This is a genomic window from Ruminococcus sp. (assembly GCF_019417665.1).
Classification (GTDB): domain Bacteria; phylum Bacillota; class Clostridia; order Oscillospirales; family Ruminococcaceae; genus Ruminococcus_C.
This window is the reverse complement of the sequence record NZ_DXUU01000012.1, coordinates 25,714-43,795: the sequence shown is the minus strand read 5'-3', so window position 1 is coordinate 43,795 and position 18,082 is coordinate 25,714. Positions and strand designations below refer to the sequence as shown.

The 18,082-nt window shown below is 47.5% G+C and carries 21 protein-coding genes; 16 read left to right on the top strand and 5 right to left on the bottom strand.

All coding sequences use genetic code 11. The features are described from left to right. Positions 1 to 2 precede the first annotated feature (2 nt). From QZ375_RS04965 to QZ375_RS04935, 7 genes are all read left to right on the top strand, one after another. Positions 3 to 1,016, top strand: a complete 1,014-nt coding sequence (locus QZ375_RS04965) for an L-threonylcarbamoyladenylate synthase (protein ID WP_295216149.1) — start codon at positions 3 to 5, stop codon at positions 1,014 to 1,016. Then, positions 1,013 to 1,654, top strand: coding sequence for a dephospho-CoA kinase (gene coaE, locus QZ375_RS04960; RefSeq protein ID WP_295216144.1), 642 nt, complete (start codon positions 1,013 to 1,015; stop codon positions 1,652 to 1,654). Before QZ375_RS04965 ends, coaE begins: the two co-directional genes overlap by 4 nt. Positions 1,655 to 1,700: 46 nt before the next feature. Next, the gene (locus tag QZ375_RS04955) at positions 1,701 to 3,104 is read left to right on the top strand and encodes an aminopeptidase (RefSeq protein ID WP_295216141.1); all 1,404 of its coding nucleotides are present in this window, start codon (positions 1,701 to 1,703) and stop codon (positions 3,102 to 3,104) included. 87 nt (positions 3,105 to 3,191) lie between these two features. Continuing rightward, positions 3,192 to 3,404: a hypothetical protein gene (locus QZ375_RS04950; protein ID WP_295216137.1), complete on the top strand. Its 213-nt coding sequence runs from the start codon at positions 3,192 to 3,194 to the stop codon at positions 3,402 to 3,404. Positions 3,405 to 3,418: 14 nt separating this feature from the next. Beyond that, complete coding sequence (locus QZ375_RS04945; protein ID WP_295216134.1) at positions 3,419 to 3,796, top strand: EF-Tu/IF-2/RF-3 family GTPase; 378 nt, start codon at positions 3,419 to 3,421, stop codon at positions 3,794 to 3,796. A 14-nt stretch (positions 3,797 to 3,810) separates the two neighbouring features. Continuing rightward, positions 3,811 to 4,980 (top strand): DUF3810 domain-containing protein, encoded by a 1,170-nt coding sequence (locus tag QZ375_RS04940; RefSeq protein WP_295216131.1) that lies wholly within the window; start codon positions 3,811 to 3,813, stop codon positions 4,978 to 4,980. Positions 4,981 to 5,046: 66 nt separating this feature from the next. Next, the gene (locus tag QZ375_RS04935; RefSeq protein ID WP_295216128.1) at positions 5,047 to 5,229 is read left to right on the top strand and encodes a DUF4250 domain-containing protein; all 183 of its coding nucleotides are present in this window, start codon (positions 5,047 to 5,049) and stop codon (positions 5,227 to 5,229) included. A gap of 46 nt (positions 5,230 to 5,275) precedes the next feature. Here QZ375_RS04935 and QZ375_RS04930 read toward each other — a convergent pair whose 3' ends face one another. Continuing rightward, positions 5,276 to 5,788 carry a shikimate kinase gene (locus QZ375_RS04930; RefSeq protein WP_295216125.1) on the bottom strand — a complete coding sequence of 171 codons (513 nt, stop codon included), beginning with the start codon at positions 5,786 to 5,788 and terminating at the stop codon, positions 5,276 to 5,278. Positions 5,789 to 6,111: 323 nt separating this feature from the next. On the opposite strand from QZ375_RS04930, the gene QZ375_RS04925 reads away from it, so the two are divergent. The 8 genes from QZ375_RS04925 (at position 6,112) to QZ375_RS04895 (ending at position 10,932) form a co-directional block, all read left to right on the top strand. Continuing rightward, complete coding sequence (locus QZ375_RS04925) at positions 6,112 to 6,774, top strand: FCD domain-containing protein (protein WP_295216120.1); 663 nt, start codon at positions 6,112 to 6,114, stop codon at positions 6,772 to 6,774. Between the two features lie 89 nt (positions 6,775 to 6,863). After that, positions 6,864 to 7,625, top strand: coding sequence for a putative ABC transporter permease (locus QZ375_RS04920; protein ID WP_295216116.1), 762 nt, complete (start codon positions 6,864 to 6,866; stop codon positions 7,623 to 7,625). Between the two features lie 468 nt (positions 7,626 to 8,093). Further along, a complete protein-coding gene (locus QZ375_RS04915; RefSeq protein WP_295216113.1) occupies positions 8,094 to 8,246 on the top strand; it encodes a cyclic lactone autoinducer peptide in 153 nt (50 codons plus the stop codon). 51 nt (positions 8,247 to 8,297) lie between these two features. Next, complete coding sequence (locus QZ375_RS04910; RefSeq protein ID WP_295216108.1) at positions 8,298 to 8,453, top strand: cyclic lactone autoinducer peptide; 156 nt, start codon at positions 8,298 to 8,300, stop codon at positions 8,451 to 8,453. Continuing rightward, a complete protein-coding gene (locus QZ375_RS04905; protein WP_295216105.1) occupies positions 8,453 to 9,031 on the top strand; it encodes an accessory gene regulator B family protein in 579 nt (192 codons plus the stop codon). Before QZ375_RS04910 ends, QZ375_RS04905 begins: the two co-directional genes overlap by 1 nt. A 374-nt stretch (positions 9,032 to 9,405) precedes the next feature. After that, positions 9,406 to 9,576, top strand: a complete 171-nt coding sequence (gene spoVM / locus QZ375_RS14240; RefSeq protein ID WP_365728352.1) for a stage V sporulation protein SpoVM — start codon at positions 9,406 to 9,408, stop codon at positions 9,574 to 9,576. 475 nt (positions 9,577 to 10,051) lie between these two features. Continuing rightward, a complete protein-coding gene (locus tag QZ375_RS04900; protein ID WP_295216102.1) occupies positions 10,052 to 10,357 on the top strand; it encodes a hypothetical protein in 306 nt (101 codons plus the stop codon). Next, positions 10,354 to 10,932, top strand: coding sequence for a site-2 protease family protein (locus tag QZ375_RS04895; RefSeq protein ID WP_295216099.1), 579 nt, complete (start codon positions 10,354 to 10,356; stop codon positions 10,930 to 10,932). Before QZ375_RS04900 ends, QZ375_RS04895 begins: the two co-directional genes overlap by 4 nt. A 78-nt stretch (positions 10,933 to 11,010) precedes the next feature. On the opposite strand, the gene spoIVA is transcribed toward QZ375_RS04895, so the two are convergent. The 3 genes from spoIVA to QZ375_RS04880 form a co-directional block, all read right to left on the bottom strand. Continuing rightward, a complete protein-coding gene (spoIVA, locus tag QZ375_RS04890) occupies positions 11,011 to 12,486 on the bottom strand; it encodes a stage IV sporulation protein A (RefSeq protein ID WP_295216095.1) in 1,476 nt (491 codons plus the stop codon). Positions 12,487 to 12,546: 60 nt separating this feature from the next. After that, complete coding sequence (locus QZ375_RS04885) at positions 12,547 to 14,103, bottom strand: DUF3794 domain-containing protein (protein WP_295216092.1); 1,557 nt, start codon at positions 14,101 to 14,103, stop codon at positions 12,547 to 12,549. 199 nt (positions 14,104 to 14,302) lie between these two features. Beyond that, positions 14,303 to 15,073, bottom strand: a complete 771-nt coding sequence (locus tag QZ375_RS04880; RefSeq protein WP_295216089.1) for a type III pantothenate kinase — start codon at positions 15,071 to 15,073, stop codon at positions 14,303 to 14,305. A 144-nt stretch (positions 15,074 to 15,217) separates the two neighbouring features. Between QZ375_RS04880 and QZ375_RS14235 the strand changes: the two genes are divergently transcribed. Beyond that, a complete protein-coding gene (locus QZ375_RS14235; RefSeq protein WP_365728363.1) occupies positions 15,218 to 15,373 on the top strand; it encodes a dockerin type I repeat-containing protein in 156 nt (51 codons plus the stop codon). Positions 15,374 to 15,564: 191 nt separating this feature from the next. Here the strand turns inward: QZ375_RS14235 and QZ375_RS04875 are convergent, their stop codons facing one another. Continuing rightward, the gene (locus QZ375_RS04875) at positions 15,565 to 18,081 is read right to left on the bottom strand and encodes a heavy metal translocating P-type ATPase (RefSeq protein ID WP_295216087.1); all 2,517 of its coding nucleotides are present in this window, start codon (positions 18,079 to 18,081) and stop codon (positions 15,565 to 15,567) included. Between the last annotated feature and the right edge of the window lies 1 nt (position 18,082).

Genomic DNA, 18,082 nt, shown 5'->3' with positions numbered 1-18,082 from the left:
ACGTGGAAACGAAACGACTTTCGGATTGTGCTTCTGATTTGCTGGAGGCTGCCGAGTTACTTAAGAATGGCCAGGTTGTGGGTATTCCCACAGAAACGGTATACGGTCTTGCCGCAGATGCCAGAAATCCACAGGCAGTGCGGCAGATTTTCGCTGCAAAGGGCAGGCCGGCAGACAATCCCCTGATCGTACATCTTGCAGATATACGTCAGCTGGGAGAAATTGCTGCGGAAGTACCGCCTCTGGCAGAAAAGCTGGCGGAACGGTTCTGGCCAGGTCCTCTGACGATGATCCTGCCGAAGCAGGCACAGATCCCGGAAATTACTTCCGGCGGTCTGGATACCGTGGGAGTTCGTATGCCCTCCCATCCGGTGGCACGTGCGCTGATTCTGTTGTCTGGTGCGCCCATTGCAGCACCCTCTGCGAATATTTCCGGCTATCCCAGCCCTACGACGGCGGAGCATGTGATTCGGGATATGCAGGGGAAAATTGCAGCAGTAGTAGATGGCGGTGCCTGTTCTGTGGGCGTCGAATCTACAGTCATTGCGCTGGAAAGTGCGGATACGGTGCGAATCCTGCGGCCTGGGTTTGTGACTGCGGAAATGTTGGGAACTGTCGTGCCCCACGTGACTCTGGATCCTGCTATTCTGCATCAGCTGCAGGAAGGGCAGGCTGTACGGTCACCAGGGATGAAGTATCAGCATTATTCGCCTCACGCACACGTGATTCTCGTGGAAGGTACATGGAATGCATTTGCAGATCTGGTTCAGCAACAGGCGGAGACAGGGATCTGTGCCCTTGTGTTTGATGGCGAGGGAAAGGATCTTTCTGTGCCGTGTTTGACATACGGTTCAGATGACCAGGAGCAGGCGCAGCAGATTTTTTCAAAATTGCGTGAATTTGACGATATGAATGCGCAGAAGGTCTATGTTCGTGCGCCGAAGCCGGAAGGGATCGGTCTGGCCGTCTATAATCGTCTCATTCGTGCGGCAGGATTTGAGGTGATACAGGTATGAACAGTCTCGACGGAGTTATGGTGATCGGTCTGACCGGTCAAACGGGGGCAGGGAAGAGCACAGTTTCTAAGGTGTTTGTGCAGAACGGTTTCCGGCTTATTGACGCAGATGCGATCTCCCGTCTGGTGGTAAAACGTGGTTCTCATTGTCTGGCGGATCTCCGGGAGTGCTTCACAGATGTGATTTTGACAGCAGACGGTGAACTGGATCGCAAGGCAATGGCTGCCATTGCTTTTTCGGATCATCATAAGCTCGAAATGCTCAATACCATTATGTATCCCTACATCATGGGAGAGATCCTGCGGATGATCCACCACTTTTCTCAGCAGAACCATAAGCTGATCCTGCTGGATGCACCAACGCTGTTTGAAAGCCGGGCAGATGATTTCTGCGATCTCATTATTTCTGTGGTGGCAGAGCCAGAACTGCGAAAACAGCGGATCATGAAACGGGATCATATTTCCGAAGAAGCAGCACAGAAGCGGATGCAGATGCAGCATAGTGAATCCTTTTTTCGGGAGCATTCGGACACTGTGCTTGAAAATAATACGACCTTTTTAGAACTGGAAGAAGCAGCACAGGAATTGTCTGCAAAGCTCATCCGGTATTATGAAGCCAAGTTTGGCGTACTTGTATGATTATTTATGAGAATACTCAAAAGTATTGAGAATGGAGGATTTTCAGATGGAAGAAAAAACATCAGCAGCAAAGAAAAAGAAAGAACAGCTGTTTGCAGCGGCGAAACACGGTGCAAACCGGATCTCCGGGGAAGAACTTGCAGCAAGCACGGCGTTTGCAGCGGATTACATGGCTTTTTTGAATGCGTCTAAGACAGAGCGAGAGGCAGCCAAGAATGCTGTGGCATTGCTGGAACAGGACGGCTTCAAGCCTTTTACACCGGGCATGTCTTTGAAAGCCGGTGATAAGATCTATGTGAACAACCGGGGCAAGGCTGTCATTGCCGCTGTTATTGGTACTGCCCCCATCCGTGAGGGCGTGCGTCTCTGTGCTGCACACATTGATTCACCTCGTCTGGATCTGAAGCAGAATCCTCTGTATGAGGATCATGAGCTGGCTATGTTCAAGACGCACTATTATGGCGGCATAAAAAAATATCAGTGGACGACCATTCCGCTGTCCTTGCACGGCGTTGTGGTAAAGGCGGATGGCACTTCCGTAGAAGTGAACATCGGTGAGGATGCCGGCGATCCGGTATTCTGTGTTACAGATCTGCTGCCCCATCTGGCGCCCCAGCAGATGAAGCGCCCGGCAAATGAGATCGTCCGGGGCGAGGAACTGAACATTCTGGTTGGTTCCATGCCGTTTAACCAGGATGAGGAGAGCGAACAGGTGAAGCTGAACATTCTCAGCATATTAAACGAAAAATACGGCATGACTGAGACTGATTTTCTGTCGGCAGAGCTGGAAGCAGTTCCGGCATTTCCGGTGCGGGAACTGGGATTTGACCGCAGCATGATCGGCGGTTACGGACACGATGACCGTGTCTGCGCTTATCCGGCACTGCGTGCACTGCTGGACTGCAAAACACCAGTGCATACGGCTGTGACGATCCTGACAGATAAAGAAGAAACAGGCAGTGATGGCAATACAGGTCTGTGCTCGTCCTATTTGCCTTACTTCCTGGAAGATCTGGCAGACTGCTTCGGCGAAAAGGGGCGTCATGTCATGCATGCATCCCAGTGCCTGTCGGCAGATGTTAATGCGGCATTTGATCCGACTTTCCCGGATGTTATGGAGCAGAAGAACTGCGCTTATCTGAATCATGGCGTTTGCGTGACAAAGTTTACCGGTGCACGGGGAAAGTCCGGTACGTCGGATGCTTCGGCGGAATTTGTGGGAACCATTCGCCGGGTACTGGATGCCGACGGCGTGGTATGGCAGACAGGGGAACTTGGTAAGGTCGATGCAGGCGGCGGTGGAACCGTTGCAGCATATATTGCAAATCTGGACATCGACACCATTGACGTAGGCGTGCCGGTGCTGTCTATGCACGCACCTTTTGAGGTGGTATCCAAACTGGATGTATATATGACTTATCGTGCGTTCAGTGCGTTTATTGCATCGTAAACAGAGAGAATATGGGGTGTCGGTAGAGTTTGTCTTGCCGGCACTCTTTGTTTATTCAAACGATCATTTTGAATAAGGGGTATCACTATGAGTCTTTTCCACAAAAAATCAAAACCGCTCCCCATTCCGAATGGCTTTACGCCGGAATCCATTCGCATGGAATCCAGTACCTGCACAGGTGAAACCACCATCGGCTTTTACAGTCCGGCGGAAAAACGGCTGTGTTTTGCGGAACTTGTGCGCAATGAAGAAGATGTAGAGGCGTTTTATGCAAAGTATGGGCTATTATATAAGTCGTAGGAAGGAAAAATGAAATGAGATTATTTGATTTCTTGAAAAAGACGAAAACCGATGTAGAACTGTACTATGAAGAACGAGAGAAGCAAGAAAGGAACGCATCTTCGTTTTGCAATTTCGGGGAAAATGAAACTTTTCGTCTCACTGTTCAGGATGCTTTTTCCATTTTTGGCAGGGGAACTGTGGTTGTCGGAAAGATAGAATACGGTACTATAAAAGTGGGGGATATTCTGACATTACAGCGTATCGACGGAACTAGCCGGGAGGTTTCTGTGATGAGAATTGAACTTTTTCGCAAAATGGTAAACACAGCATCTGCGGGAGAAAATGTAGGGATTCTTCTAGGTGAAATCGGGAGAAACCAGGTGGGAAAAGAGGATATTCTGATAAAGTGAGGAGCGTTTGACTTGTGATAACTTTACCGTCGAAAGACAGTGCAAAATCCAAAACACGGAAATCTCCTTCCCTGCGAAAAAGCACACGCTGCATGATTGCTGTCATTTTGCTTATGATATTGCTGAATTTGCTGGCATGGTGCAGCACATCTTTTTCTGACTGGTATGCTGAAACTGTTTTCCCACGTCTGAGCCGGACTTTCTCAAGGCTCTGCGGATGGATTCCTTTTTCCGTGGGAGAAGTGCTGATCGCCGTTGCTCTGTTTCTGGTCATTGCCTTGCCATTGGCGTTTGTGTTGTGCATGATTTTTGTCAAAGGAAAGCGCTGGAAAATCAGCTGCGGCTTCGGACGTGCGGTGGGCTGGATTTTGACGTACATATTGGTCACAGAGACCTGTAATTGCTTTATTTTATATCACGCCACGCCTTTCGGGGAGCGATATTTCCGGATGCGTGACTATACCGGGCAGGAACTTCTGACATTGTACAGCGATCTCGTGGAAACAGCGAACACGCTGGCAGTCCAGGTGCAGCGGGATGAAAACGGTTGCTTTGTGTTACAGGACGATCTTTATGAGACAGCCAATGCTGCCATGCAGAAGCTGGGAGAAACATATTCTCAGTTTCGGGGAAATTATCCCCAGCCCAAGGAAATCGGTGCATCCTATATTATGAGTCAAATGAATCTGACCGGAATCTATTTTCCTTTTACCTTGGAGGAAAATTACAATGGCGATATGCTGGATATCAACAAACCCAATACCGTTTGTCACGAATTGTCCCATCTTTGCGGCAGAATTCAGGAAGATGAAGCAGGCTTCCTGGCATATCTTGCATGTATCGGCAGCGAAAGTATAGAATTTCAGTACAGCGGCACCGTTGCTGCCTTAGAATATGTCCAGAATGCAGTGGCTTCCAGGGATATCACTGGGAAGGAGGCTGTGATGGATACTCTTTGCGATGAAGCGAGACAGGATATGTTTGTCTTTCTGCCGGAGAATTATTGGGAGACAAAGCAGGAAACCGTACCAGCAGTAGTGGCGACTCAGACCGTTCTAGAAACATCTTCCTCAGCTATGGACACTTCCTTAAAGCTCAATGGTGTGGATGACGGAAAACAGAGCTATTCCCGTATGGTAACACTGCTGCTGGCATATTGGGACAGTCAAGGAAAACTTTCATAATGCGGTCTTGACTTATATTTGTTTTTGTGGTATCATGATGTACGAACTTTTTTCGGAGGTGAGAAAATGGCAGTGCCAAATGATCCGGTGATCCTTATGAGTTATCTGAATACCCAGCTCCGAGATCACTACATTTCTTTGGAGGATCTTTGTAAGACTATGGATCTGAACCAGGCAGAGATCACTGCAAAGCTGAATACCATTGGCTATGTTTACAATGCACAGCGGAACCAGTTTGTTCCTGCATGAAAAAAGCGGAATACTTTCGGCGGTTATGCCGCGTATTCCGCTTTTCTTATTTTTTCAGATATTGTTTTGCTGTCCGGAGCAGTTTTTCATTGCACTCTTTCAGCGAGCATTGTGTCAGATCTACTACGACATCCGCATATTTTTCATATAACGGGCAGCGCTCCGCATACAGTTCTTCCAGGGTGGTACAACCGCTGTGGCAGACAACACCTCGTGTGACCAGGTTTCCTATGCGCTGAGTCAGATCGCCGAGTGCATGGTACAGATATATGATAGTGCCTGTGCTTTTGAGATATTGCATGGCGGCTTCATGATAAATGGCACTGCCGCCAGTGGAGATAATTGCTTGATTGGTATGGATGGACTGGAGAATAGTGCCTTCCAATTGAATGAACCCCTCTGTTCCGTTTTCCTCGATCAGATCCATCAGCGATTTCTGATAGGTTTCCATGATCACCTCATCTGTGTCGATAAAATGATAGGAGAGTTTTTCTGCCAAGTTTTGTCCCAATGTACTTTTTCCAGAACCTGGCATACCGATCAAGATAATATTTTGCATTGTCTTTCCCCTTCCTTTTTCATGTGAAATATCCATATCATTTTATCACATTGCCGCAAGAATTGCAAGCTGATATGAAAGCGCAAAAGAAAAGTTACCCATTTGATGCAGAAACTTTTTATTTGCAATTTCTAAAATCTTCCGAAACGAGAAAATGCACAAAAATATAATCTAAATATTCATAAACATTGTTGAAATCGTTATAATTTCATGGTATAATGAGTTTATTCCTAAAAGGCAGAAAGTGCATATTCCATTTGGACAAGAAAGCAGCCTTTTGAAAGGAGATGGAAAGGATTATGCGCAGCAGGCAATTTTCTTTTTTGTGTTTATTGGATGAGATTACGAGAAAACTTCAGAATGGTCAACTGCACCAGGGCGATCCCATCTCATCTGATGCAGAACTTGCAAAGGAATTACATCTGAGTAAGAGCGCAGTGCGGGATGCGATTCGAGATCTGAATACCGTGGGAATTCTGTCATCTTCGAAAGAAGACGGGAACTATCTGGAAGGAAACATGTCTGAGGGCATGAGAAAATCGCTGCATGTTCTGTTGTTGCTGAAAGAGGTATCGCCTTTTGAAGTATGTCAGATGCGTCGTGCCATGGAGATAATAGCATTCCCTCTTGCATTTGCACGTCGAGATGAACTAGACATTCCGGAACTGGAAAATCTGCTCTATCAGATCCAGTGTGGCAGCATTTTAGATAATATTTGCGCAGATGAAGCATCTCATATGTGGCTGATGGCAGCTTCCGGAAACCATCTGATGGAAAGCATAATGCAGTCTATCTGGGGGATTTGTTCTACTCAAGTGAATTTGATACTCTCTGGCGGTACGGAATTGGTTCGTCAGAAGCTGGCGGATGCCCATACGCAGCTATATAAAAGCTTTGTGTTAGAAGATATGGAAATGGGACTGAATGCCATTGACTTGCACTACCAGATCATTGAGCAGGTGTTGGAAGAGCGGAATCTTGGTTAGCGGCTATTCGTGACAAACTTTTTTAGAGCGTGTCCACATAAAAGACGTATATTTTATGTGAACACGCTCTGACATAGCGGAGGGATTACATGAATTTATTTTTGACATTGGCGTTTCTCTTTTGCATCGGCAGTGTATTGGGATGGGGAATCGAGGTGATTTTTCGCCGTTTTTTCTCGGCGCATCACTGGGTGAATCCGGGATTTCTGGTGGGACCATATCTGCCTTTGTATGGCGCCAGCTTGTGCGTTTTGTTTTTGCTGGCGATGTTGGAACCACTGATTCCCATTGAAAATGCCTGGCTTAAAAAACTGATCTTGTTTGTGGGAATGGCGATTGCGATTACCATCCTGGAGTTTGTGGCAGGCATGATCTTTATCCATGGCATGAAAATCAAGCTGTGGGATTATTCCGATCAGTGGGGGAACATCAAGGGCATTATCTGTCCGTTATTTACATTTTTTTGGATGATTCTCAGTGCGATTTATTATTTTCTGGTGCATTCACATATTTTGTTTGCCTTGGAATGGCTCTCGGAGAATCTGGCATTTTCCTTTGCTATCGGATTTTTCTACGGCGTATTTGTGTTGGATGTGGCATATTCTACTCGTCTTATGGTGAAGATCCGGGCTTTTGCAGCAGAGACAAATATTGTCGTGCGGTTGGAGGAACTAAAAGAGGATTTCCGGGCACGGCTGCAAAAAGGACGTGTGCATCGGTTCTTCTTCCCTATGCACACAGGGACGCCTATGCGTGAAATTCTGGAAAGTCACCTTTCTCAGCGATTCCCTTTGGAAAAGCGGCGTGTGATTGGAAAGAAAAAAAGATCCTCTGCTGATTCAAAAAAGTGAAATAATAAAAACGGCTTTGCAAAAATCTGTAAAGCCGTTTTTCTGTAAAAAAGTCCTTCCAAAGAATACTATTTAAAAAAACCTTGGGAAAATATATCCAGATTATAAATAAACTGTTTTTTTGGAGCGGATTTTATTTTTGAGGTACTTACCGTTTCTTACAAAATCAACGTTATTTTTTACATAGTAAGTAATTTCAATGGAAACTGTGCTATAATAGCTGTGGGAATTGTGGTAAGAACAGCGAGATAGAATGTATGAAAAATACCATTTATTATATTTCTGCTGCATTTTAGACATTACTACAAAAATATATTATGGAATCTGATCGGAAGTTTATGAATGGGGTACCTCAAAGGGATGAAAATCTACATGCTTTGTATCATGCAGAGATGTAAGGGGCTTTTGATTGAACGGGCAGGTTCTTGACGATATGTCCCGGAAAGCGCAGAGGAGGTGAAGGGGAAAATGACAAATTGGATGAAGATCAGTGCTCGTTTTGGCGGTATGTTTGCTGCCTTGGCGATGCTGGTCACAGCATGGACAGTGAATTCGACCTGTATTTATTTGACGCATCAGGAAGAATTGCCGGAACATGCAAAGAAGCTCAGAAAGTTCTGATCAGTAGTACAAAGTAATGTAATTCTAATAAATGAAACGGAGGCACAAAAAATGAGACAAGGCGTACTGAAAGTATATGGTTTGTTTGGCAGTATGATCGCAGCGCTTGCAATGTTGATGACTGCCATGACAGTGAATTCCACATGTATCTATCTGACACATCAGGAAGAACTGCCCCAGGATGCGAAGAAACTTCGTAAATTCTGATGTTTGCTAAACTATCAGATTCAATTACAAGATCTCTTGCTGAGAACGGTAAGGTTAAAACAGAAGATCTGGCACTTTGTCAGTATGGTGTAAAGCAGCTGCTGACAATTTTGCTGAATTTGATGACAGCGTTGGCGATCGGATGTCTTTTTGGCATGGTTTGGGAAAGCATTTTGTTTCATGCAGCTTATATTCCCCTGCGTAGTTACGCCGGCGGATTTCATGCTAAGACGCCCTTGCGCTGTTATCTGTATTCCATTTTGATGATAATTGTAGTGCTGATGGTATTGCGTTATGCGCCGGAACAGAACATATATGATGGTGTTGCATACCTGATTTCTGGTGTGATCTTCTGGAAATTGGCACCGGTGGAGGATCATAATAAGCCTTTGGATGAGATCGAGAAAAAGGTATTCCGAAAGCGTACCATCTTCGTGTGGTGTCTGGAGAGTGCAGTTATCATACTTTTCTTTTTTCTGCATTGGCAGCGGGCAGGACGATGTATTGTGCTGTCTATGCTGGTATTAAGCTGCATGCTGATCGCAGGAAGAATCAAAAATGTCCGGTATCAATGCTGAAATGTCATGTATAAGCCGGAAAAACAAAAGATATATATAATAGTGAACAAAAGAGAAACAAAAAACGAGTTGATACCACAGAAACCCATTTTTCCATACGTTTGATTCAACCTATCCGGCAGAGAATGGATGGGGATAATATAGTGTGTCATATTGCAGATACATAATACTTATGGCGAATGGAATCGTCAAAACAGCGATGGAATGCCACGTGATTATGAACTGGAGACAACAGAACTTACACGAGCAGAAAATTGGGAACTGAATAAGAAACTGCTTTCTGAAAAAATGCATCAAAAAGATAAGTGCATGGAACTTTTGGAAAGCAGGATTGAAGTCCGGGCAGAGAGAAAAATACTGTCCGGACTTTTTGCATGACAGCAATGGAACGATGCACCTTTTTTTGCTGTATGGAATATACTAGATTGAACCTGAAAGGAGGAACAGAAATGAAAATTGTTGTTGTGAAGAGCCCACGTTTACTGTCCGGTTTGTTTCGTGTTATATTCAAGATCCAGAAAGAAACACCCCTAGAAGACCGCTAATACCAATTTTCAATCAAACTGATGATAAGAGCCTGTTCAGCATCTTTTTTTGCACGTCTTTTCGGCAAATTTTGCCGTTAACTGCGTCGAAAATCCTTGCCATACGTCAGTATGCCTGCGGATTTTTTCCTTGTAAACGACAAAATTATGCTCGAAAATCCGCACATAAAAAGATACTGAACAGGCTCTAAGATTGGCAGATAGCATTTTGTCAATCAAGGAAATCAGCCGCAGGCATACTGTCGTATGGCAAGGCTGATTGATGCAGAGTGACGAAATGATAGCTGTCAAGATTATCAATAGGTTGATTGAAGATTAGTATAGACTATCCATATTCAGGAAACACTGTATGATTATCCTGCGGTGTTGTCCCTGTGCCTTTCCCTTTGAGCTATGGGAGAGGCATATTTTTTTTGTGCTGGACATAGAGTGAACCAGTACACATGGGCAAATCGTTTTGTGAGAGGAGAAGAATATGGAAAAATTTGACGTAAATGATAAAAAAGAAGATGCTTTGGAGGAAAGTCAGGTGACATCCATACCTGAGCCAATCCATATCACGGGGGAAGTAAAACAGAAAAAGGAACAGCATGCTGATGACGTAGCTTTGACTCAGTGTATTCTGTGTGTGATTCTGGTGTTGTGTGTGTTTGCGCTGCATTGGCTGAAACCGGAGTGGCAAGAGATGCTTCTGACACAATATGCGATACATAGAGATGCGCCGCCAGTGGCGTGGCTGGATCATTTTTTGAAGGCAGTCCAGCAGTGGATAGCTGGATGATTCGGCTGCATTGGCATAGAATGACCATTTGCCTGGACTTCAGTTTTTTTGCTGTTGCTGCATGGATCGCACTTTTGGGCGGAGAGCGTTTGTTCTGGGAAATTTTGTTTGCATGCCTATTGCATGAATTGGGGCATTTGATCGCTATGGTGTGCTTTCGCCGCCGGGTGAAGCTTTTGACATTCTGCGGTGCCGGCGTTACGATTCAGCCGGAAGGAGACTACGCTGCCTATTGGCAGGATCAGATTATATTGCTTGCCGGGCCGCTTGCAAATCTGTGTTTTGGGAGTGTTCTTCTGGCAATTCAGGGTGAATGTGAGCTTGGAATACTTCACCTGGGGTTGGGTTTCTTTAATCTCATGCCTTATTCTCATCTGGACGGCGGTTCGATTTTGTATACTGCACTCTCTGCAATGGATTTGTTGCCGGATCGAATTGAGTATATCCGGAACGGCATCAGCCTATGTTTTTCAGTGGGGTTGTTCTGCGTGGCATTTGTCTTTGGAATTCGAAATATTTCCTTATATGGCATGGTGCTGTATCTGCTCCTTCTGCAATTTCTGTCTAAGAAGTAAGCATCAAAAAACTTTTATTTAGGGTAACAAAAAAGCTGTTGCATTTTACCTTGCAACAGCCTTTTTATGGGACAAAGATTATAAGATAAAACAAATCAATCCACTGCAACCCTCGTTGATGATCCGCTGCAATGTTTCCTGCAATTTCAGTCTGGCGTCCATGGGCATCTTGGAAAGTTTGTTGTGCAGGCCTTCGCCAACCAGTTCGTGCAGGGACTTGCCGAAGATGTTGGATGACCAAATCTTTGTGGGATCTTCTTCGAAGCCTTCCAGCAGGTACATGACCAGTTCTTCGCTCTGTCGTTCCGTTCCCACAATGGGGCTCACTGTAGTGCGGATATCTGCACGCATCATGTGAATGGACGGCGCAGAAGCACGCAGGCGCACACCGTATCTGCCGCCTTGCTTGATGATCTCCGGCTCTTCCAGGGTCATTTCTTCCTGATCGGGCATGACAATGCCATAGCCTGTTGCCTCTACTTCACGCAGTGCCGGTTCGATCTTAGCGTATTCTTTTTGTATCCGGCTCAGTTCCATAAGAATGGGCAGCAGGTCGTTTTCGCCGTGGATATCCAGTCCGGTTGTTTCGCCCAGGATACGGTAGAACAGTGTGGAATCAATGCCGATCTGCACAGTCACGCTGCCAGAGCCCATGTCAATATCCCGTATGGCAGCATCCGTCACATAAGGACAGGTGCGCACGGCTTCTGCAAAGGTATCTGTATCCCGGATCGTATGGATCTCTGCTGCGGCTTGGCGGATGCAGGAAAAGACGGAATCCCGCAGCCAGTGGTCTTTCTCCAGCTCAGCGATCCAGTGGGGCATACACACGTTGATCTCCCGGACGGGAAACACCCGGAGCAGTTCTGTCAAAATGGTACGGATGTCGCTTTCGTCCAGGTCGGGACAGCTCACGGGTATCACCGGTGCATTGTACTGCTCCTGAAGTCTTGCCGCCAGTTCTTTGGCTTCTTTCGTATGGGGATGCAGGCAGTTAAGCAATACTGCAAAAGGTTTCCCTAGTTCCTGTAACTCCTCAATGACACGCTGTTCACAAGCGGCATATTCTCCACGGGGCAGATCAGTAATACTGCCATCTGTGGTGACCACCAGACCGATGGTGGAGTGCTCTGCAATAACCTTTCGTGTGCCAACTTCTGCTGCCATATTGAAAGGGACTTCCTGATCAAACCATGGGGTATGCACCATTCGGGGCTGTTCATTTTCAATATACCCCAGTGCACTGGGGATGATATAGCCTACACAGTCGATCATGCGCACACGCATTCTTGCTGCATCTCCCAGTGTTAGCTCCACGGCTTCTTCGGGGATAAATTTCGGCTCTGTGGTCATAATGGTTCTGCCGCCGGCAGATTGGGGGAGTTCGTCAATGGCGCGTTCCCGCCAGGATTCGCTCTGGATATTCGGGATGACCAATTGTTCCATGAATCGTTTGATAAAGGTGGATTTTCCCGAACGAACCGGGCCGACTACCCCTACATAAATATCGCCCCTTGTACGCCGGGCAATGTCTGCGTAAATATCATTTGCCATTCTATCTGCGCCTCCTGTACACACTTGTTTGAGCGTGTTCTTTTTATATGAAATAATGCTCTAGTGGACGATAGGAATGAAAAGCATACCAGGTGTGGTTAGCTGTTCATCCGTCAGGTCATTTTCCTCCATGATCGCACCGACGCTGGTGTGACACCGCTTTGCAATATCCCAGACATTTTCATGCTCCACGCCATAATACAGCTTCAGCGCATAGTCACCATCACGTACCAGCTTGTTTTCGCCGTCCACAGTCAGATCAGAGAGACAGGTATGCCTTGCCGAGGGACAGAGGGAACCATGCAGCAGCAGATTCGCCTTGATCGAAATGGTGCCGTCGGATGCCAGATGATAGGTACAGTCTGTGGGTTCCACCTGTGCCTGGAGCGTGGCGTTATCCACGGGGGTGTCAGAATCGGTGTATACTTCGAATGCCTCTTCCTTTTCCAGGAGCATGGGCATTCCCTCTGTATCTCGTGCCAGCAGACTGCAGCAAAGCATACCGCTGATTCGGATCCGGTTGGTGTCGGAGAGAAGCTGCATGTTGATATTGCGTACCTGGCAGTGCAGGTCATAAATGCACTCTGGAATGGTATCTCCCGGATGCAGAGTAGCACTGCACATCAGATTGGCGTGTACTGGTTCCGGCGCCATATCGATTTGTAGGGAAACAGTGCTTTGTTCGCAGGGATACAGTGTGGAAAAAGCGTCAGTCACCAGCTGTACTGCGGCAGTTTTTACAGCAGTGCAGCGCATCCGCAGTTCAATTTCGCATTGGACCAGATCCATAGCACCATTTTTTCCGGCAGTTGGCTTGAGATCGCAGCGAATGACCTGCACATCGGCGTTACCTCGATAGCTATCATCGATCTGTTCCATATCTACGATCTGGCTGTAGGGGATGGTAAACTGCATCTGTTCCAGACCGTTGGAACCATCTTCCTGCTGCCAAGTGTAGAGAAAATGTACTTCAGCTTCTCCTTTGACAATAAGCTTTCCAGCTAGAATGGACTGTTCCTGATGATCCAGACGTACTTCACTGCGGACAATATTGCGGATCGGCGGTTTGGAGGTGCCCAGCTCCACATCCTCGTTGAGGATCATATTTTTCATAGCGCAGCGCTTTTGTGCAGCGTATTCCACCGGAGTTTTCCGCAGCTGTACATGCATCCCAAAAACATCTCGGATGATCTCCTGCTTGCGATCGCCTGTCACACGGATCTGGACAGAGACAGCGCCTCTTACTTCCAGGCGGCGGGGGCTGACAGCACGGCAGTTCGCATAGGTGGTCTTAGGACGCAGATGTACTGTAGGAGAATCGGTGGGGCGGGGCAGTTCGATGCTGCGAGAAAATGTCATCTGCTGTGAGACGCATTGCAGCAGAGTGCTGCCAGAGCCGCAGTAGAGCACCCGGATATCGGCACGCAGCTCATAGGTAATGCGGTCAGTGCCAGTGGTGTAGTTGATAATGGTGGGTTGGATCTCGCAGCCGATGATCCGGAAAATATCCGGGTCATAGTCAGGCAGTACATAATCGAGTTCAACGCTCTGCTCCTGCATATCGTCCAGAATGGTTTCCGTGACAGGGATCATTTCCCGGTTGATTTTCAAGTCCATGTGGAACTCCTCCTTTTCGCCGTCCGGCGGCGTTCGTTTGCTCTATCCTATGCAGACAAGCGGACAGTTAGACCAGACAGGATAAAATGAGGTCATGCTTTTTAGAGATAAAAAATGGACTGCTGCATTCTCAAAAAGTGCAACAGCCCTAGAATTAAGATGTATTGAAAAATTATCTATCCGAACGATTCAATATTTGTCACAGTCCTATATTTTTCTGATAGATCAGCTGCAATCCTTTCAGCAGCAGCATGTTATCCAGTATGATCTCATGCCGGCAGTGAGGGATGATATATTCGGACATACCGCCTGTCGCAAGGAATGTTGGCGTTTCGCCGAGTTCTGCTGTAATGCGGTCGAGTAATCCGTCAATGCAGCCGGCTGCACCATAAAGAATACCGCTTTTCATGCACTCGATGGTATTGCTGCCAATGCATTTTTTCGGAGGCTCCAGGGAGATTTTTGGTAGCTGTGCAGTCTTTTCCGTGAGGGCGTTCATGGAGATGCCCACGCCTGGTGCAATGATGCCGCCGATATGCCGTCGTTGGGCGTCAATGACAGAAAGCGTTGTTGCCGTGCCCATATCGATGATAACGATAGGCGGTTTGTATTCGTGGAGGGCTGCCACAGCATCTGCCACACGGTCGCTGCCCAGCTGCGCCGGATTGTCGATGGCGATTTGCAGTCCGGTTTTGATGCCAGGTCCTACGATCATTACTGGACAACGTGCGATTTTTTCAATTGCCTTGCGCATGGAATTGTTGATGGTCGGCACAACAGAAGAAATAATGCTGCCTTCGATCTCATCTGTGCGGATTTCATAGATTTCCAGAATGGTCTTGATAGAAATGGCAAGTTCTAGGGGAGTTGCATTCTGGTTGGTGGAAACACGTTCTACAAATAAAATCTGCTGCTCTTGAAAGCAGCCGATGACAACGTTAGTGTTGCCGATATCAATGGCGAGTACCATGAAAATACCTCCAGGCTAGAAATTTCTTTTTCGCTATTATAGCACAGTTTGCAGGAAAATGCAAGGTGTGGGGAAAATTCAGCAATTCAGCTCCGAACAACGCCGTATTCGTAAAGTACCACCGCACAAAGCTGCTAGGTATGTATTACTGTTGCAGATATTGTTCTGTTGAAACGATACTTGCTTCATCTCGATGATTTTTCTAAAATTCAGACTTTGCATGCTGATCTGAACGAAGATAAGAAAGTCAACGGCATTGACCTTGCACTTCTGCGGCAGGCAATTGCCAACCAAAACTGAAAACATAATGCAAGGGGCTGTTGCAAGGGCAGTAAAATCCTGGATAATGGGTCGATGTGGGCATCGATTCCTACAAAACGTCACGCAATTGGTGGTAATTTGTAGGGTGCGATGCACACATCGCACCGTTTTCCTGTTGGATTTTGACTGTCTGCAACAGCCCCTTCTTTTGTCATTTTCCGGGGATGTACTTATTGCACTTCATATCCCTGATTGGTTACTGCCTGCTTTAGTGCGGCTTCGTCAACTGCTGCATTCAGCTTCACCACAGCAGTACCCTCCTTGTGGCTGACAATGGCTTCGCGGACTTCTGGAAATGCTTCCAGTGTCTTTTTGACAGTTGCTTCACAGTGCGGGCACATCATGCCTTGAATATGCAATATCAATTCCATTTTCGTTTCCTCCTGTTTTGTGAGTTGCAGTATCTGGACTGCGGATTTGATTTTTCTGTCCCGGTCTGTGCGGTGCAGCTGGAAGAAATTCAGCCGCAGGGCGTTGGAGACTACACAGAAGCTGGACAAGCTCATTGCTGCCGCACCGAACATAGGATTCAGTTTCCACCCGAAAAGGGGAATCCAGATTCCGGCGGCAAGAGGGATGCCAATAACATTGTAGATAAATGCCCAGAACAGATTTTCGTGAATGTTGCGCAGTGTGGCACGGCTCAGTCGGATCGCCGCCGGGACATCGGTGAGGCGGCTTTTCATGAGAACGATGTCCGCCGCATCAATTGCCACATCTGTGCCTGCACCAATGGCAATACCGATATCGGCACGTGTCAGCGCTGGTGCATCGTTGATACCGTCGCCGACCATAGCGACTTTTCCTTGCTGCGCCAACTGGCGGATAACCGCTTCTTTTCCATCGGGCAGGACTCCGGCAATGACTTCGTTGACACCTGCCTGTCTGCCGATAGCATTCGCTGTGCGTTCATTGTCGCCGGTGAGCATTACCACTTGAATGCCCATGTTTTGCAGCTGACGGATAGCTTCGGGGCTTTCCGCCTTGATGACATCTGCTACGGCAATGATACCGATCAGTGTGTTGTCTCTGCTGAAAAACAAAGGCGTTTTGCCGGCTTCACTGAGCTGTTCCGCCTGCTGCTCCAGTTCCGGCGGAATGGCAGCCTTGGTGCGGATGAATTTCAGATTGCCGCCGTAAAGGGTACTTTTTCCCAGTGCCGCAGACAAACCATTTCCAGGTAACGCCTGGAACTCTGTGACTTCCTTCGCCGTCATTTGCCGGGATTGGGCGTATTGTATAATGGCCTTTGCCAGAGGATGCTCACTCTTTTGCTCCAGCGCATATGCCAGCGTGAGGAGTTCTTCTTCCGTTGTACCGTCAGCCGGCAGGATATCTGTTACCCTTGGTTCGCCGCAAGTGATAGTGCCAGTTTTGTCCAGTGCAACGATCTGTACCTTTCCAGTTTCCTCCAGGGAAACGGCAGTTTTGAAGAGAATGCCGTTCTTCGCACCTATGCCGCTGCCTACCATAATTGCCACTGGTGTAGCAAGACCCAATGCACAGGGACAGCTGATAACCAGAACGGAAATCCCTCGGGCAAGGGCAAATCCTATGGTTTGTCCCACGAGTAACCATACAATAATGGTAACGATGGCAACGGCAATCACTGCTGGGACAAATACGCCAGAAACCTTGTCGGCAACTTTGGCAATGGGTGCTTTTGTAGCGGCGGCGTCACTGACCATGCGGATGATCTGGGACAGGGTGGTATCCTCACCCACACGAGTGGCTTCGCAGCGCAGGAAACCAGATTGATTGATCGTTGCCGCCGAGACCGTGTTTCCTTGGGTTTTGTCCACGGGAATGCTTTCGCCGGTCAATGCCGATTCGTTAACAGCACTTTGCCCCTCCAGGATTACACCATCCACTGGAATACTCTCGCCGGGACGCACTACAAACTGATCTCCACGCTGTACTTGTTCCGCTGGAATGGTGACTTCCTTGCCGCCACGGAGCACAACTGCCGTTTTCGGGGAAAGGCGCATGAGACCTTTCAGGGCATCCGTAGTCTTGCCTTTAGAACGTGCCTCCAGCATTTTTCCTACGGTGATCAGGGTCAGGATCATGGCAGCAGATTCGAAATAGAATTCGTGCATATACGCCATGACAGCGTTCATATCTCCTTTTACTTGCGCATCTGTCATGGCAAAGAGGGCGTAGGTACTGTAGACAAAAGCCGCACCGGATCCCAGTGCTACCAGCGTATCCATATTGGGTGTCCGGTGCAGCAGACTGGAAAAGCCGCTGACAAAGAATTTTCGGTTAATGACCATAATAATGATCGTCAGCAAAAGCTGTACCAGTCCCATGGCAATATGGTTGTCTGTCAGAAACGAGGGAACTGGCCAGTTCCACATCATATGCCCCATGGAAAAGTACATGAGTACTGCCAGAAATCCTACAGAGGCAATGAGCCGCCGTTTCAGGGCTGGCGTTTCATGGTCGGCCAGGGGATCGCTGTCCGCCGTAGGAACTGACCGGGATTCCTGTTTCGGCGAAGCACCGTAGCCAGCTTGTTCCACGGCGTGGATAATGTCTTCAGCAGTAGCTGTTCCCTCCACACCCATGGAATTGGTCAGGAGACTGACGGAACACGCAGTGACACCGGGAACTTTGGAAACGGCTTTTTCCACCCGAGTACTGCATGCGGCACAACTCATGCCGGTGACGTGGTATTGCTCCATA

Coding starts and splice junctions, on each gene's coding strand:
- coaE (WP_295216144.1), top strand. CDS start 1,013: ATGAACAGTCTCGACGGAGTTATGGTGATCGGTCTGACCGGTCAAACG.
- QZ375_RS04955 (WP_295216141.1), top strand. CDS start 1,701: ATGGAAGAAAAAACATCAGCAGCAAAGAAAAAGAAAGAACAGCTGTTT.
- QZ375_RS04950 (WP_295216137.1), top strand. CDS start 3,192: ATGAGTCTTTTCCACAAAAAATCAAAACCGCTCCCCATTCCGAATGGC.
- QZ375_RS04945 (WP_295216134.1), top strand. CDS start 3,419: ATGAGATTATTTGATTTCTTGAAAAAGACGAAAACCGATGTAGAACTG.
- QZ375_RS04935 (WP_295216128.1), top strand. CDS start 5,047: ATGGCAGTGCCAAATGATCCGGTGATCCTTATGAGTTATCTGAATACC.
- QZ375_RS04930 (WP_295216125.1), bottom strand. CDS start 5,788: ATGCAAAATATTATCTTGATCGGTATGCCAGGTTCTGGAAAAAGTACA.
- QZ375_RS04920 (WP_295216116.1), top strand. CDS start 6,864: ATGAATTTATTTTTGACATTGGCGTTTCTCTTTTGCATCGGCAGTGTA.
- QZ375_RS04915 (WP_295216113.1), top strand. CDS start 8,094: ATGACAAATTGGATGAAGATCAGTGCTCGTTTTGGCGGTATGTTTGCT.
- QZ375_RS04910 (WP_295216108.1), top strand. CDS start 8,298: ATGAGACAAGGCGTACTGAAAGTATATGGTTTGTTTGGCAGTATGATC.
- QZ375_RS04905 (WP_295216105.1), top strand. CDS start 8,453: ATGTTTGCTAAACTATCAGATTCAATTACAAGATCTCTTGCTGAGAAC.
- spoVM (WP_365728352.1), top strand. CDS start 9,406: ATGACAGCAATGGAACGATGCACCTTTTTTTGCTGTATGGAATATACT.
- QZ375_RS04900 (WP_295216102.1), top strand. CDS start 10,052: ATGGAAAAATTTGACGTAAATGATAAAAAAGAAGATGCTTTGGAGGAA.
- QZ375_RS04895 (WP_295216099.1), top strand. CDS start 10,354: ATGATTCGGCTGCATTGGCATAGAATGACCATTTGCCTGGACTTCAGT.
- spoIVA (WP_295216095.1), bottom strand. CDS start 12,486: ATGGCAAATGATATTTACGCAGACATTGCCCGGCGTACAAGGGGCGAT.
- QZ375_RS04885 (WP_295216092.1), bottom strand. CDS start 14,103: ATGGACTTGAAAATCAACCGGGAAATGATCCCTGTCACGGAAACCATT.
- QZ375_RS04880 (WP_295216089.1), bottom strand. CDS start 15,073: ATGGTACTCGCCATTGATATCGGCAACACTAACGTTGTCATCGGCTGC.
- QZ375_RS04875 (WP_295216087.1), bottom strand. CDS start 18,081: ATGGAGCAATACCACGTCACCGGCATGAGTTGTGCCGCATGCAGTACT.